General features: G+C 71.4%; 15 protein-coding genes. 6 read left to right on the plus strand and 9 right to left on the minus strand.

What is annotated here, in order from left to right; all coding sequences use genetic code 11:
• Positions 1 to 139: 139 nt before the first annotated feature.
• The 5 genes from ABZ342_RS07770 to nadD are packed head-to-tail and all read right to left on the minus strand — an operon-like array spanning position 140 to position 3,393.
• Positions 140 to 997 carry a DegV family protein gene (locus ABZ342_RS07770; RefSeq protein WP_360469951.1) on the minus strand — a complete coding sequence of 286 codons (858 nt, stop codon included), beginning with the start codon at positions 995 to 997 and terminating at the stop codon, positions 140 to 142.
• Between the two features lie 4 nt (positions 998 to 1,001).
• Positions 1,002 to 1,730, minus strand: a complete 729-nt coding sequence (octT, locus tag ABZ342_RS07775) for a diglucosylglycerate octanoyltransferase (RefSeq protein ID WP_360469953.1) — start codon at positions 1,728 to 1,730, stop codon at positions 1,002 to 1,004.
• 3 nt (positions 1,731 to 1,733) lie between these two features.
• Positions 1,734 to 2,348 (minus strand): histidine phosphatase family protein, encoded by a 615-nt coding sequence (locus tag ABZ342_RS07780; RefSeq protein WP_360469955.1) that lies wholly within the window; start codon positions 2,346 to 2,348, stop codon positions 1,734 to 1,736.
• Positions 2,345 to 2,740 (minus strand): ribosome silencing factor, encoded by a 396-nt coding sequence (gene rsfS / locus ABZ342_RS07785; protein WP_003067112.1) that lies wholly within the window; start codon positions 2,738 to 2,740, stop codon positions 2,345 to 2,347. Before rsfS ends, ABZ342_RS07780 begins: the two co-directional genes overlap by 4 nt.
• Before the next feature lie 59 nt (positions 2,741 to 2,799).
• Positions 2,800 to 3,393: a nicotinate-nucleotide adenylyltransferase gene (gene nadD, locus ABZ342_RS07790; protein WP_155545684.1), complete on the minus strand. Its 594-nt coding sequence runs from the start codon at positions 3,391 to 3,393 to the stop codon at positions 2,800 to 2,802.
• Positions 3,394 to 3,566: 173 nt separating this feature from the next.
• Between nadD and ABZ342_RS07795 the strand changes: the two genes are divergently transcribed.
• The 5 genes from ABZ342_RS07795 to ABZ342_RS07815 all read left to right on the plus strand — a co-directional run bounded on the left by ABZ342_RS07795 (position 3,567) and on the right by ABZ342_RS07815 (position 9,678).
• A complete protein-coding gene (locus ABZ342_RS07795; RefSeq protein WP_155545683.1) occupies positions 3,567 to 5,678 on the plus strand; it encodes a RecQ family ATP-dependent DNA helicase in 2,112 nt (703 codons plus the stop codon).
• A 243-nt stretch (positions 5,679 to 5,921) separates the two neighbouring features.
• Positions 5,922 to 7,208 (plus strand): MFS transporter, encoded by a 1,287-nt coding sequence (locus ABZ342_RS07800; protein ID WP_360469960.1) that lies wholly within the window; start codon positions 5,922 to 5,924, stop codon positions 7,206 to 7,208.
• 69 nt (positions 7,209 to 7,277) lie between these two features.
• Positions 7,278 to 8,999 (plus strand): arginine--tRNA ligase, encoded by a 1,722-nt coding sequence (argS, locus tag ABZ342_RS07805; RefSeq protein ID WP_360469963.1) that lies wholly within the window; start codon positions 7,278 to 7,280, stop codon positions 8,997 to 8,999.
• 11 nt (positions 9,000 to 9,010) lie between these two features.
• Positions 9,011 to 9,397 carry a PPOX class F420-dependent oxidoreductase gene (locus ABZ342_RS07810; RefSeq protein ID WP_360469966.1) on the plus strand — a complete coding sequence of 129 codons (387 nt, stop codon included), beginning with the start codon at positions 9,011 to 9,013 and terminating at the stop codon, positions 9,395 to 9,397.
• Positions 9,394 to 9,678, plus strand: a complete 285-nt coding sequence (locus tag ABZ342_RS07815) for an antibiotic biosynthesis monooxygenase family protein (protein WP_360469969.1) — start codon at positions 9,394 to 9,396, stop codon at positions 9,676 to 9,678. The genes ABZ342_RS07810 and ABZ342_RS07815 overlap by 4 nt, the downstream gene beginning before the upstream one ends.
• On the opposite strand, the gene ABZ342_RS07820 is transcribed toward ABZ342_RS07815, so the two are convergent.
• Positions 9,648 to 10,247: a TetR/AcrR family transcriptional regulator gene (locus ABZ342_RS07820; protein ID WP_360469971.1), complete on the minus strand. Its 600-nt coding sequence runs from the start codon at positions 10,245 to 10,247 to the stop codon at positions 9,648 to 9,650. The two genes, ABZ342_RS07815 and ABZ342_RS07820, sit on opposite strands and share 31 nt — an antisense overlap.
• A gap of 61 nt (positions 10,248 to 10,308) precedes the next feature.
• Here ABZ342_RS07820 and ABZ342_RS07825 point away from each other — a divergent pair, with 61 nt between their 5' ends.
• Positions 10,309 to 11,022 (plus strand): SDR family oxidoreductase, encoded by a 714-nt coding sequence (locus tag ABZ342_RS07825; protein WP_360469973.1) that lies wholly within the window; start codon positions 10,309 to 10,311, stop codon positions 11,020 to 11,022.
• A gap of 305 nt (positions 11,023 to 11,327) precedes the next feature.
• Here ABZ342_RS07825 and proB read toward each other — a convergent pair whose 3' ends face one another.
• The 3 genes from proB to rpmA all read right to left on the minus strand — a co-directional run bounded on the left by proB (position 11,328) and on the right by rpmA (position 14,268).
• Positions 11,328 to 12,437 (minus strand): glutamate 5-kinase, encoded by a 1,110-nt coding sequence (proB, locus tag ABZ342_RS07830; protein WP_155545676.1) that lies wholly within the window; start codon positions 12,435 to 12,437, stop codon positions 11,328 to 11,330.
• Positions 12,434 to 13,894: a GTPase ObgE gene (gene obgE, locus ABZ342_RS07835; RefSeq protein ID WP_360469977.1), complete on the minus strand. Its 1,461-nt coding sequence runs from the start codon at positions 13,892 to 13,894 to the stop codon at positions 12,434 to 12,436. Before obgE ends, proB begins: the two co-directional genes overlap by 4 nt.
• A gap of 113 nt (positions 13,895 to 14,007) precedes the next feature.
• Positions 14,008 to 14,268: a 50S ribosomal protein L27 gene (gene rpmA / locus ABZ342_RS07840; RefSeq protein ID WP_155545674.1), complete on the minus strand. Its 261-nt coding sequence runs from the start codon at positions 14,266 to 14,268 to the stop codon at positions 14,008 to 14,010.
• Positions 14,269 to 14,293 lie beyond the last annotated feature (25 nt).

Raw genomic sequence — 14,293 nt, forward strand, 5'->3', positions numbered from 1 at the left:
CGGGGTGGCGTCCGACAGGGGTGCCGCCGCGTCCTGTGGACAACCGGGGTGATGTGGACGGATCCACCCCGCCCGGGCCGGGAACGGCCGTTTCCGTCGTACCCGGGTGGCATGCTGGAGGGTTCGGCGCGCCGGCGGGCTAGCTGCGGGACGGGACCGTCCGCTGGACGACCACCCCGAGCACCCCGGGCCCGGTGTGGGCTCCGATCACCGCCCCCAGCTCGGAAACCACGCACCCCGCCGAGCGCGGCACGGCCTCTTCCAGCCGGTTCGCCAGCTCGACCGCCCGCTCCGGCGACGCGAGGTGGTGAACGGCCAGCTCGACGTCGTCGTCCCGGGCGGCCTGGGCGGCGAGCTCGACCAGCCGCGCGAGCGCCCGGTTCATGGTGCGGACCTTCTCCAGCGGCAGGATCCGGCCTTCGGACATGTGCAGCACCGGCTTCACCGCCAGTGCCGTGCCGAGCAGCGCGGCCGCCGGCCCGATCCGCCCGCCGCGACGCAGGTGGTCGAGGGTTTCCACGACGAACAACGTCGACGAGCAGCCGGCCGCGGTCACCGCGGCGGCTTCGACGGCGGCCGCGTCGGACCCGGCCGCGGCCGCGGAGGCGGCGTGCAGCGCGGCGAACCCGAGCCCCATCGCGGTGGTGCGCGAGTCGACCACGCGGACCCGGTCCGGCCCGACTTCCTGCGCGGCCAGCACCGCCGCTTCCCAGGTGCCCGACAACTCGCGCGAGAGGTGCACCGAAACGATCGAGTCCGCGCCGTCGGCGAGCGCCGCGCGGTACTCGTTGACGAACTCCGTGGGCGTCGGCCGGGACGTCGTGACGATCTTGTGCTGGCTCATCGCCTCGGCGACCGCCGCGGGGCCGGTCTCGACGCCGTCGAGGGAGACCACGCCGTCGACCAGGACGTGCAGCGGCACCACCCGGACCGCGTGCCGTTCGGCGAAGCCCTCCGGCAGGTGGGCGGTGGAATCCGTGACTACGGCGACCGACACGCCGTCAGCCTACGTGGCCGGGGGCCAGCACCGGCTTCATCAACACGGACATCGCGTCGCCCACCGCGGCGTGCCCCTGCCAGCCCCAATGCATGCCGTCGGGGTTGCCTTCGCCGCTCAGGACGTGCTCTCCGACAACGGCTTCGAGGTCCAGCAACGGCACCCCCGACCGCGCGCCCCAGGCCGCCATCGCGGCCGCCGCGGCCGGCCGCGCGGTGTGCACGCCACCGTAGGCCGCCGCGCGGTGCACCGAGGGCAGCATGCTGAAGATCGGCAACTCCGGCCGCAGGACGCGCAACGCGCCCACCGCCGTGTCGAGGTACTGCACGGTGAGCTTGGCCGGCAGCACGACGGGACGGCCGCGGAAGGCGACCGAAAGCCGGGGCTGCGCGTCCAGGTAGGCCTTGCGCACCACGCGTCGCACGGGGTCGGGCCGCAGGTACTTCAGCCCGGTGCGCAGGTACGTCGGCAACGGCGAAGGCAACGTGTCCATGCTGCCGACCGCCAGCACGACCGCGTCGACGTGGTGCAGATCGGCCCAGACCCGCGGGTCGCCGGTCAGCGACCACCAAGCGTCGCGGGCGGTCCAGCCGATCCCGGCGACCAGGTCGGCGGTGCCGCCCAACGCGGCCGCGGCCACGTTGGGCCACAGCCGCGGTTCGTCCGCGGCGCAGGGTCCTTCGGGACCGTGAAAGCTCAGCGAATCGCCGAACACGAGCAGGCGCGGCCCCATCGGCTAGCCGTGCATCCCCGCGTTGTAGGCCTGCAGCCGCCACTTCCCGTCGCGCGCGCCCAGCTCGACCCAGTGGCAGTTCGAGATCCCGCCCAGCGACGGCCAGGTCTCCACCGGCAGGTTCAGCAGCCGCGCGGTGAGCGCCGTGATCAGCCCGCCGTGCGCGGCCAGCAGCACGGTGTCGCCCACCGCAGAGTTGGCCTGCTGCAGGTCGCTGACCACTTCGCCCGCGCGGTCGGCGACGTCGAGGCGGTTCTCCCCGCCCGGCGGCGCCCAGGTCGCGTCCTTGCGCCAGCGGTCGCGTTCACCGGGGTAGGCCGCGTCGACCTCCGCGCCGGTGAGCCCCTGCCATTCGCCGAGGTGCGTCTCGCGCAGCCGCTTGTCGATCCGCAGCGGGACGCCGATCGCGTCGGTGAGCACGGTGGCCGTGTCGGTGGCGCGGCGCAGGTCGGACGCGATGACGAGGTCCGGGGAGAACCGGGCCAGCGCGGGGACCGCGAACCGGGCCTGGTTCCAGCCGACCGGTGTCAGCGCCGAATCGAGGTGTCCCTGCATCCGCCCGGCGGCGTTGTAGTCCGTCTCGCCGTGGCGCCAGAGCACGAGCCGCCGGGGGCTCACGGGACGTCCGGGTCCTCGTCGGCGGGCGGCTCTTCGAGACCGGCCACCTCGATGCGCGGGCAGTCCTTCCACAGCCTTTCGAGGCCGTAGAACGTGCGCTCCTCGACGTGCTGGACGTGCACGACGACGTCGACGTAGTCGAGCAGGACCCAGCGGCCCTCGCGGGCGCCCTCGCGGCGGACCGGCTTGTGCCCGCTCTCCCGCAGCTTCTCCTCGACATTGTCGACGATCGCGCCGACCAGGCGCTCGTTGGACGCGGAGGCGATGACGAAGGCGTCGGTGATGACGAGCTGCTCGGACACGTCCAGCACGACTACGTCGCTGGCCTTCTTGTCCGCCGCCGCGTGTGCGGCCGCTACGGCCAGCTCTCGTGCCTCGGACGTGGCTGCCACGGTGCTCCTTCACAGATCGGGTTCGCCCGAGAAGAGTACCCGCCGCGACCAGCGGTGCTTCAGTCGCTCTTCCGGTAGAGATCCTTCTTCGCGATGTAGCGGACGACGCCGTCGGGAACGAGGTACCAGACCGGCTCCCCGCGCTCGACGCGATCGCGGCAGCCGGTCGACGAGATCGCCATCGCGGTGACCTCGACGAGGCTCACCTTGCCGCTGGGCAGGTGGTGCGAATTGAGCCGGTAGCCGGGCCGCGTGACGCCGATGAAGTGCGCGAAGTCGAACAGCTCGTCGGCCTTGTGCCAGGTCAGGATCTGCTCGAGGGCGTCGGCGCCGGTGATGAAGAAGAGCTGGTCGCCGGGGTACTCGGCGTGCAGGTCGCGCAGGGTGTCGACGGTGTAGGTCTGGCCGGCGCGGTCGATGTCGACGCGGCTGACCGAGAAGACCGGGTTGGACGCGGTCGCGATGACCGTCATCAGGTAGCGGTCCTCGGCCTTGGTCACCCGGCGGCTGGTCTTCTGCCAGGGCTGACCGGTGGGGACGAAGATCACTTCGTCGAGCCCGAACCGGGACTGGACCTCGCTGGCCGCGACGAGGTGGCCGTGGTGCACGGGGTCGAACGTGCCGCCCATGACCCCGATCCGCCGTGGTGACATGACTCGGGAGCCTATACATCGCGCGCGCGAGGCGTCGGGTGCTGTCCGCCACCTCGCCCGACCGGGTCGCAGATGTGATTCAGGTCACATAACCACCCGTATTCGACACGAACGGTCCGTTCGCGCCGCCGCCGATTCCCGGATCGTCGGTGCCATGGGGTAGACGTGGGGACGTGGACACGACCAGCACCACCCCAGCCCTCCGCGACCGCGCCGAGACCCTCCTCCGGGCCCTGGCCGGCGATTCGGCGAAGCTGCGCGAAGACCAGTGGACGGCCATCGAGGCCCTGGTCGCGCAGCGACGGCGCGCGCTGGTCGTGCAGCGCACCGGCTGGGGCAAGTCGGCGGTGTACTTCCTGGCCACGGCGCTGCTGCGGGAACAGGGCAGCGGGCCGACGGTCATCGTCTCGCCCCTGCTCGCCCTGATGCGCAACCAGATCTCGGCGGCGGCGAAGGCCGGGATCCACGCGGCGACCATGAACTCCGCGAACGCGCAGGAGTGGGACCAGGTGCAGGCCTCGGTCGCGGCCGGCGAGGTGGACGTCCTCCTGGTCAGCCCCGAACGGCTGAACAACCCGGACTTCCGCGACAACGTCCTGCCGAAGCTGACCGCGAGCACCGGGCTGCTGGTGGTCGACGAGGCCCACTGCATCTCCGACTGGGGGCACGACTTCCGGCCGGACTACCGGCGCCTGCGCACGCTGCTGGGCGACCTGCCCGACGGCGTGCCGGTGCTGGCGACCACGGCGACGGCGAACGACCGCGTCGTCACCGACGTCGCCGAGCAACTGGGTCTCGGCACGGGCACGGACACGCTCGTGCTGCGCGGCACCCTCGACCGGGAGAGCCTGCGGTTGTCGGTGTGCCGGCTGCCGACGTCGCAGGCGCGGCTGGCCTGGCTCGCCGAGCACCTGGCCGAGCTGCCCGGGTCGGGGATCATCTACACGCTGACCGTGGCGGCGGCGCACGACGTCGCGTCGCTGCTGAAGGACCGTGGTTACCCGGTGGCGGCGTACACCGGCAAGACCGACCCGGCCGACCGGCAGGCGGCCGAGGACGACCTGCTCGGCAACCGCGTCAAGGCGCTGGTCGCGACGTCCGCGCTGGGCATGGGGTTCGACAAGCCGGACCTCGGGTTCGTCGTGCACCTCGGGGCACCGTCGTCGCCGATCGCGTACTACCAGCAGGTCGGCCGCGCCGGGCGTGGCGTCGAGCGCGCCGAGGTCGTGCTGCTGCCCGGCGAGGAGGACAAGGCGATCTGGGCGTACTTCGGGTCGCTCGCCTTCCCCGACGAGCTGCGGGTGACGCAGGTGCTGAACACCCTCGCCTACGCCGACCGTCCCCTGTCGACGGCCGCGCTCGAGCCGTCGGTGGAGCTTTCCCGGTCACGGCTGGAAATGGTGCTCAAGGTCCTGGACGTCGACGGCGCGGTGCGGCGCGTGAAGGGCGGCTGGACGAGCACGGGTCAGGACTGGGAGTACGACCGCGGGCGGTACCGGCGGGTCGCGGAGGCCCGGGAGCGCGAGCAGGCCGCGATGCTCGGCTACCTGGCGGCCGACGGCTGCCGGATGGAGTACCTGCGGCGCCAGCTCGACGACCCCGAGGCGGCGCCGTGCGGGCGGTGCGACAACTGCACCGGCAAGCACTGGGACACGACGGTCGCCGACGACGTCGCCGAAGCGACCCGGGAACGGCTGCAACGGCCGGGCGTCGAGGTCGCGCCCCGGAAGCAGTGGCCCACCGGGATGTCCTCTTTGGACGTTCCGGTGTCCGGCCGGATCTCGGCCGACGACCAGGCCGAGCCGGGTCAGGTGCTCGGGCGGCTCACCGACGTCGGGTGGGGCAACCGGTTGCGGGAGCTCGTCGGCGCGACGGCGGCGGACACCGACGTACCCGACTCGGTGTTCAAGGCCTGCGTCCAGGTGCTCGCCGGGTGGAAGTGGGCGGAGCGTCCGGTCGCGGTGGTGGCGGTGCCGTCGTCGACGCGGCCGCAGCTCGTGTACAGCCTCGCGACGCGGCTGGCCGACGTCGGCAAGCTGGACTTCCTGGGCGCGCTCGACGCGGACGGGCCCCCGCCGCGTCAGGCGAACAGCGCGCAGCGGCTGGCCGACCTCTGGCGGCGGATGAGCATGCCGGCCGACCTCGCGGCGACGCTGCCGGCCGGGCCGATCCTGCTGGTGGACGACGTCATCGACACGGGCTGGACGATGACGCTGGCCGCGCGGCTGCTGCGGCGGGCCGGGGCGCCCGCGGTGCTGCCGTTCGCGCTGGCCAGCACGGCGTAAGGGAGGAAGTCACCAATCCGGACGGACGACTCGCGTACCCGGACGGACGACTCGCGTACCTAAACGGACGACTCGCGTGCCTGGAGGGCCGGGTCGCGTGGCTGGGCAGTCGGGTTGCGTGGCTGGAGGGTCGGGGCGTGCCTGGAAGTCGGGGTGGCGGGGTAATCGGGCAGTGGGGATCTTTCGCACCGCGAACGAATGTGGCAAAGTCCCGTTCCACCTTCGGGTGACGTGGAGGCCGCCATGACCGAGTCCACCGTGCAGGCATCCCAGCGGCACCGGCTGCCGGTGCGCAAGCTGTTCGCGGCGAGCGCGGGCAATGCGCTGGAGTGGTTCGACTGGACGATCTACGCGACGTTCAGCATCTACTTCGCCGGCGCGTTCTTCCCCGCCGGGAACGACACCCTCGCCCTGATCAACACGTTCGCCACCTACGCGCTCGCGTTCTTCTTCCGCCCGCTCGGCGGAGTGCTGCTCGGGCGCTTCGCGGACACGCGCGGCCGCAAGCCCGCCATGATCCTCACCATCCTGCTCATGGCCGGCGGCTCGGTCGCGATCGGGCTGCTGCCGACGTTCTCCCAGGTCGGCTGGCTCGCCCCGATCCTGCTGCTGCTCGCCCGCATCGCGCAGGGGCTGTCGCTCGGCGGCGAAGTGTCGAACGCGTCCGCCTACCTCGGCGAGATCGCTCCGCCGGAGCGTCGTGGCCGGTACTCGGCGTTCTTCTACATCTCGACCGGGTCGGCGGTGCTGATCGCGACCGTGCTCGGGTTCGTCCTGGCCCGCACGCTGGACAAGGCGCAGCTCGCGTCCTGGGGCTGGCGGCTGCCGTTCCTGCTGGGCGGCGTCTTCGGCGTGGTCGGGCTGTGGCTGCGCCGCAGTCTCGCCGAGACCGAGCTGTTCGAGCGGACGAAGGCCAAGGCGCGCAAGCTCGAGCGGCCGTTGCTGACGACGCTCACGCACCACCCCAAGGCCGTCGGCAGGCTCGTCGGCTTCACGATGCTCTCGACCCTTTGCTACTACACGTTCTTCAGCGCGCTCACGTCGTTCGCGGTCAAGAACCGGCACGCCGACGCGGATTCCGTGTTCCTCGCACTCTCCGTCGGCACGGCGTTGTTCATCGCCCTGCAGTACCCGATGGGCGCGCTCGCGGACCGGGTCGGGCGGAAGCCGCAGCTGCTCGTCTGGTCGGGGGCGACCGCGGTCGTCGTCGTGCCGCTGTCGACCTTGATCGGCCCGAGCATCGGCGGGCTGCTCGTCGTGTTCTGCGTCGGGCTCGGGCTGTACACGGCGATGACGTCGATCGCGCCGGCCATCATGAGCGAGCTGTTCCCGACCGAACTGCGCGGGCTGGGGATCGGCGCTTGGTACAACCTGACCGTCGCGATCTTCGGCGGCACCGCGCCGCTGCTCATCACCGTCTTCGGCGCGGTCTCGCCGACGCTCTACTTCTGGTACGTCGCGGCCGGCGCGGCGATCGCGTTCGGCGTCATCCTCACGTTGCCCGAGACCAAGGGCAGCGAGCTGCGGTAAACCCTTCGTCACCGCCCGGTCACGCTCGCTACGCTGCGTGCTCCGAGACCGAGCCGAAGGAGGGACACCGTGCAGACCGCCGACGTTACCGAGGAGCTGGCGCGCCGCGTGGTGGCCGCCGCCGGCAAAGCACTGGACGTCGACCTGACGCCGGAGCAGGCGCTGATCCAGGCGTCGCCGCGCGAAGGCGTCGACTACCAGGGCAACCTCGCGATGAGCCTGGGCAAGCGGCTCGGCCGCCCACCGCGCGAAGTCGCCGAAGCCATTGCCGGAGCGCTGGAACTCGACGGCATCGCCGACCCACCCGAAGTCGCCGGGCCGGGTTTCCTGAACTTCGTGCTGCGCAAGGAATGGTTGGAGTCACGCACTGCCGCGCTGCTCGGCGATCCACGTCTCGGCGTGCCCGAAACGACCGAGCCGCGGCGGATCGCGCTGGACTACAGCAGCCCGAACGTCGCGAAGGAGATGCACGTCGGGCACCTGCGCACGACGGTGATCGGCGACGCGCTCGCGCGCCTGCTGCGGTTCGCCGGCCACGAAGTGTTGCCGCACAACCACCTCGGCGACTGGGGTACGCCGTTCGGCATGCTCATCGAGCACCTCCTCGACGTACCGGCCGGGCACCGCGCCATCGCCGACCTCGACGCGTTCTACCGCGAAGCACGGCAGAAGTTCGACAGCGACGAAGGGTTCGCGACGCGGGCGCGCGAGCGCGTCGTGCTCCTGCAGAGCGGCGACGAAGAAACCCTCGCGGTCTGGCGGGAGCTGGTCGCCGAATCGACACGGCACTTCGACGAGGTCTACGCGCTGCTCGGAATTTCCTTGACGGACCAGGACATCTACGGTGAGAGCTTCTACAACCCGTACCTCGCCGCGGTGGTGGACGACCTCGAGAAAGCCGGGCTGACCGAGGTCAGCGACGGCGCCGTCTGCGTGTTCCCCGACGGGTTCCGCAACCGCGAGGGCGACCGGCTGCCGCTGATCGTCCGCAAGCGCGACGGCGGCTACGGGTACGCCGCGACCGACCTGGCCACCGTCCGGTACTGGACGGCCGAACGCGGCGCGACCGACCTCCTCTACGTCGTCGGGACGCCGCAGGCACAGCACTTCGCGATGCTGTTCGCCGTCTGCCGCGCGGCCGGCTGGCTGACCGGGCACGCCGAGCACATCGGCTTCGGCACGGTGCTGGGCGCGGACGGCAAGACCATGCGGACCCGCTCCGGCGACACGGTCAAGCTGGCCGACCTGCTCACCGAAGCCGTGACGCAGGCCGCCGCGGTCGTCGCCGAACGCAGTGAGCTGGACGCGGCGGAGCAGGCCGAAGTCGCGCGTGCGGTCGGCATCGGCGCGGTCAAGTACGCCGACCTGTCCGGCGACCGCGAACGCGACTACGTCTTCGCCTGGGACCGGATGCTCGCCAAGGAGGGCAACACCTCGGTGTACCTGCAGTACGCGCACGCGCGGACGCGGTCGATCCTGCGGAAGGCGGGCGGGCTGCCCGACGGTGCGGAAATCACGCTCGAAGCGCCGGCAGAACGAGCGCTGGCGCTGAAGCTGCTCAGGTTCGGCGAAGCACTGAAGGCCGCGACAGACGGCTACGCGCCACACAAGCTCTGTACGTACCTGTACGAGACGGCGGTCGCGTTTTCCCGGTTCTTCGAGGAATGTCCGGTCCTGAAAGCGTCCTCATCGGACCTGCGCGCGTCCCGGCTGAGGTTGACTACGCTGGCGTCGCACACGCTCGCGCTCGGGCTCTCCCTGCTCGGCATCGAAGCGCCCGACCAGCTCTAGCGGAGATCACCTTGGAACTGCCCGGCGACCTGCTCGCGCTGCTGCGCGAGCCCAGCCTCTGCTTCCTGTCCACCTTGATGCCCGACGGCTCGCCGCAGCTCACCCAGACCTGGGTGGACACCGACGGCACGCACATCCTCGTCAACACCGTGCTGGGCCACCAGAAGCAGCGCAACATCGAGCGTGACCCGCGGGTGGCACTCAACGTCGCCGACCGCGAGCGGCCGTCGCGCTACTACGCGATCCGCGGGCAGGTCATCGACACGACCGAAGACGGCGCCGTCGAGCACATCGAGAAGCTGGCTCAGCGCTACCTCGGCGGCCCGTACCCATGGTGGGGCGGGCGGGACCAGACGCGGCTGCTGCTCACGATCAAGCCCGATCGGGTGACGCCGTGATCATCGTCGCCGGCTGGCTGCAGGTCGCTCCCGAAGAGCGTGACGCCTACGTCGAGAGCTGCGCCGAAGCCGTCCGGCTCGCGCGGGAGGCACCCGGCTGCCTGGAGTACGCGCTGGGTGCCGACCTGCTCGACCCCGGCCGGGTGACCGTCTACGAGCGCTGGGAGTCCGACGAGGACCTCGAGCGCTTCCGCGGGTCCGGGCCGTCGGACGAGCAGACGGCGCAGATCCTCGACGCGTCGGTGGCGCGCTACCGGATTTCGGCGGTCGAGGCGCCGTGATCGGCCAGTAGCGCCACCAGTTCACCGGCCAGATCGCGGCCGATCGGCTCCCGCGTCGCGAGGAGCCGGTACCAGAGCGTGCCGAACACGACGTCGATCACCGTGCGGGAGCTGACTTCCGCCGGCAGTTCGTCGCGCTCGCGAGCCCGTTCGACGATGGAGCCGAGCGCCTCGCGACGGCGGTCGAGGAAGTCCTCGCGGAACCGCTTGCCGAACTCCGGGTCGATCTGCGCCTGCGCCATCAGCGCGCGCAACGTGTCCGCCACCTGCGCTTTCCCGCCCAGCTCGAACGTGCTGCCCAGGAAGCCGGCGAGGTCGGCGCGGAACGTCCCCTCGTCCGGGATCGGCACGTACAGGTCCGCTTTCGTCGCGAGCGCGTCGAGCAGGACGTCGGCCTTCGACGGCCACCAGCGGTAGATCGTCTGCTTGCCGACGCCGGAGCGCGCGGCGATGCCTTCGACGGTCAGCGTGCCGTAGCCCGCCTCCGCGACGAGGTCGAGCGTCGCGGCGAGGATCGCCAGCCGGCTCTGTTCGCTGCGCTTGCGGCCGGGACGGGACTGGTCGGTCATGGGATCCGATGGTAGCGTCCATTTCGAAACGAGACGTACCGGTTCGAAATGGGGAACAGACATGAGCATCGCTCTCGTGGCCGGCGGCACTTCGGGCATCGGCCTGGCGACCGCGCGTCGGCTGCACGAACAGGGTTACGACGTCCACGTGACCGGACGTGGCAAGGAACGTCTCGACGACGTCGCGGCGAGCGACCCTTCCTTGACGGGACACCAGGCCGACGGCGGTGACGCCGGGGCGATGGCCGCGCTGGCGGAGTCGCTCGGCACGGTGGACGTGCTGGTGGTGAGCCTGTCCGGCGCCGAGGGGATGGGGCCGATCGCGTCGCTGGACCTGGCGATGCTGCGGCGGGCGTTCGACGCGAAGTTCTGGGCGCACCTGACGACGATCCAGGCCGTGCTGCCGCACCTGGCCGCGGACGGGTCGATCACGCTGCTCGGCGCGATCAGCGCGCACGCGGCGATGCCGGGGACCGCGGGCATCGGCGCGCTCAACGCGGCGGTGGAAGCGCTGGTCAAGCCACTGGCGGTCGAGCTGGCGCCGCGGCGGGTGAACGCGGTTTCGCCGGGGGTCGTCGACACGGCCTGGTGGAGCGGCTTCCCGGCGGAGGTGCGCGAAGGGTTCTTCGCGCAGACGGCGGCTTCGATCCCGTCCCGCCGGGTCGCGACGGCGGACGACGTCGCCGAGGTGGTGGCGCTGGCAGCGACGAACCGCAACCTGAGCGGCACGATCCTGGAAGCCGACGGCGGCGCCCGCCTGGTCTCGGTCGGCTGAGGCCCGGCGCGACGGAGCATCACCCGTGATCAGCGAGGCATCACGTGTGATCGGAAGGGCATCACGCGTGACTGGAGGGGCATCGCACGTGATTGGGAGGGCATCACGCGTGATTAGAGAGTCGACACGCGTGATTGAAGGGTCGACACGGTGATGCCCGCCGGATCACGCGTGATGCCTGCTCAATCACGGGTGATGCCCGCCGGATCACGGGTGATGCCCGCCGGATCACGGGTGATGCCTGCTCGATCACGAGTGATGCCCGGTGGGTCACGGGTGATGCCTGCGGGGACGCGGGGTGGGGGTTAGCGGCGGAGGGGGACTAGGTCGTCGGCGTGGACTACCTCGCGGCGTTGTTCTGGGGGGAGTTCGGGGGTTGAGCGGCCGACCAGGTCCGGGAGCTCGGTCGCGTCGAACGCCACCACTCCGCGGGCCACCGGGCGGTCCTTCGCGTCCACCAGGTCGACCACGTCGCCGGCCTGGAAGTCGCCCTCCACGCCCGTGATGCCCGCCGCCAGCAGCGACCGGCGGCGGCGGACCACCGCCGTCACCGCGCCGTCGTCCAGGCGGAGCTTGCCCGTCGTGTCCGCCGCGTAGCCCAGCCAGAAGCGGCGGGCCGACAGGCGGGTGTCCGCCGGGGCGAACGCTGTGCCTGGGGAGGCGGAAGTCAACGCCGCGGAGGCTTCCGACGCCGCCGCCAGCAGGACCGGGATGCCCGCGCCCGCCGCCGTGCGCGCCGCCGCCAGCTTCGACACCATGCCGCCCGTGCCGAGGCCGGAGCTGGACATGCCGACCGAGATCCCGTCCACATCGGACTCCGAGAGGACCTCGGTGAGCTTGCGGGTGGCCCCTTCGCGGGGGTCGCCGTCGTAGAGTCCGTCCACATCGGACAGCAAGATCAGCGCGTCCGCGCCGATCAGGTGGGCCACCAGGGCCGCCAGGCGATCGTTGTCGCCGAAGCGGATCTCTTCCGTGGCCACCGTGTCGTTCTCGTTGACCACCGGGACCGCGCCGAGCGCCAGCAGCCGCGAGAACGTCCGCTGCGCGTTGCGGTAGTGCGACCGGCGGACGACGTCGTCGGACGTCAGCAGCACCTGGCCGACCGTCAGCGAAAACCGCCCGAACGACTCCGCGTACGCGTGCGCCAGCGCCAGCTGCCCGACGCTCGCCGCCGCCTGCTGCGTCGCGAGGTCGCGCGGGCGCTTGCCGAGCGAAAGCGGGGCCAGCCCGGCCCCGATCGCGCCCGACGAGACGAGCACGATCTGGGTGTCCCGGGCGACGCGGTCCGCGATCGCGTCGACCAGCGCGTCCAGCCGGGCCGCGTCGAGCCCGCTGCCCGCCGTGGTCAGGGCCGACGAACCGACCTTGACGACCAGCCGGCGAGCAAGAGCGATGGCTTCCCGCGTGCCGCTCACGCGTCGAGGTCCAGGTCGTCGCCTTCCGGCTCGTCCGAGCCGTCGCGCCGGATCCGGCGGGCTTCCTTGCGCTCGGCCGCGCCGACCCGGTCGTGGTTCTCGAGGCGGACGTCGGTGCCGCGCCCGGACAGGTGCATCGCGACGCTCGGCGTCGTCGGCTCCCACTCGAACTGGACGTCGCCGATCGTGACCGGGCTGCCCGGCCGCGCGCCGAGCTTCGCCAGCTTGTCCTCGACGCCGAGGCGGTTGAGCCGGTCGGCCAGGTAGCCGACGGCCTCGTCGTTGCCGAAGTTGGTCTGGCGGATCCACCGCTCCGGGCGGACGCCGCGCACGATGAACGCGCCCTCCTCCTCGGGGTCGAGCTCGACGGTGAAGCCGGTGTCGTCGACGGCGAGCGGCCGCAGGACGATCTTCTCCGGCTCCAGCACGGGCTGCATCTCGCGGTACTGCTCGACCACCTTGGCGAGCGCGAACGTCAGCTCGCGCAGGCCCTTGCGCGAGGCCGTCGAGACCTCGAACACCTGGAGGCCGCGCGCTTCCAGCTCCGGGCGGACGAACTCGGCGAGCTCGGCGGCCTCCGGGACGTCGATCTTGTTGAGCACGACCACGCGCGGGCGCTCCTCGAGCTTCCCGCCGAGACCCGGGGTGTACTTGGACAGCTCCGCTTCGAGAGCGTCCACATCGGACAGTGGGTCGCGGCCCGGCTCCAGCGTCGCGCAGTCGACGACGTGAACCAGCACGGCGCAGCGTTCGATGTGGCGCAGGAAGTCGAGACCCAGGCCCTTGCCCTCGGACGCGCCGGGGATCAGGCCGGGCACGTCGGCCATCGTGAACACCGTCTCGCCGCCGGTGATGACGCCGAGGTTCGGCACCAGCGTGGTGAACGGGTAGTCGGCGATCTTCGGCTTGGCCGCGGACAGCACCGAGATCAGCGACGACTTGCCGGCGGACGGGAAGCCGAGCAGGCCGACGTCGGCGACCGAGCGCAGCTCCAGCACGAGGTTGCGGGCCTCACCCGGCTCGCCCAGCAGCGCGAACCCGGGGGCCTTGCGGGCCTTCGACGACAGCGACGCGTTGCCGAGGCCGCCGCGGCCGCCCTGCGCCGCGACGAACGTGGTGCCCGGGCCGATGAGGTCGGCGACCATCTCGCCGTCCTCGGTGAACACGACGGTGCCGGACGGCACCTTCATGACCAGGGTCTCCCCCGCCGCGCCCGCGCGGTTGCCGCCCTGGCCCATCTTGCCGCTGCCCGCCTTGGCGTGCGGGCGGAAGTGGAAGTCGAGCAGGGTGTGCACGTTGGGGTCGACGACCAGCAGGACGTCGCCGCCGTTGCCGCCGTTGCCGCCGTCCGGGCCGCCGAGCGGCTTGAACTTCTCGCGGTGTACCGAGGCACAGCCGTTGCCCCCGTCACCGGCGGTCAGGTGGATGACCGCGCGGTCCACGAACCGGGACGCCATGACTTGCCTCTATTCACTCGCGAAACCAAAGGGGTACTGACAAAACAAACGAGGGGTGGCGCCGGATATTCCGGCCCCACCCCTCGTCAGAGGTCTAGCGTAGAAGCCGAAACTCAGGCTTCGACAGGCACGACGATGTTGATCGTCTTGCGACCACGCTTCTCGCCGAACTGGACCGCACCGGCGGCTAGCGCGAACAGCGTGTCGTCGCCGCCGCGGCCGACGTTCACGCCGGGGTGGAACTTGGTGCCACGCTGGCGGATCAGGATCTCGCCGGCGTTGACTTCCTGGCCGCCGAAGCGCTTGACGCCGAGGCGCTGCGCGTTCGAGTCACGACCGTTGCGGGAGCTGGACGCACCCTTCTTGTGAGCCATGGCTCAGCCCTCTTTCTGAAAAAGC

This window comes from Amycolatopsis sp. NPDC005961 (assembly GCF_040629235.1).
GTDB classification, from domain to species: Bacteria; Actinomycetota; Actinomycetes; order Mycobacteriales; family Pseudonocardiaceae; genus Amycolatopsis; species Amycolatopsis camponoti.

What these genes read in the sequence shown, in the direction of transcription:
- octT (WP_360469953.1), bottom strand. Translation starts at nt 1,730, where the DNA reads ATGGGGCCGCGCCTGCTCGTGTTCGGCGATTCGCTGAGCTTTCACGGT.
- nadD (WP_155545684.1), bottom strand. Translation starts at nt 3,393, where the DNA reads ATGTCACCACGGCGGATCGGGGTCATGGGCGGCACGTTCGACCCCGTG.
- ABZ342_RS07800 (WP_360469960.1), top strand. Translation starts at nt 5,922, where the DNA reads ATGACCGAGTCCACCGTGCAGGCATCCCAGCGGCACCGGCTGCCGGTG.
- ABZ342_RS07820 (WP_360469971.1), bottom strand. Translation starts at nt 10,247, where the DNA reads ATGACCGACCAGTCCCGTCCCGGCCGCAAGCGCAGCGAACAGAGCCGG.
- ABZ342_RS07825 (WP_360469973.1), top strand. Translation starts at nt 10,309, where the DNA reads ATGAGCATCGCTCTCGTGGCCGGCGGCACTTCGGGCATCGGCCTGGCG.
- obgE (WP_360469977.1), bottom strand. Translation starts at nt 13,894, where the DNA reads ATGGCGTCCCGGTTCGTGGACCGCGCGGTCATCCACCTGACCGCCGGT.
- rpmA (WP_155545674.1), bottom strand. Translation starts at nt 14,268, where the DNA reads ATGGCTCACAAGAAGGGTGCGTCCAGCTCCCGCAACGGTCGTGACTCG.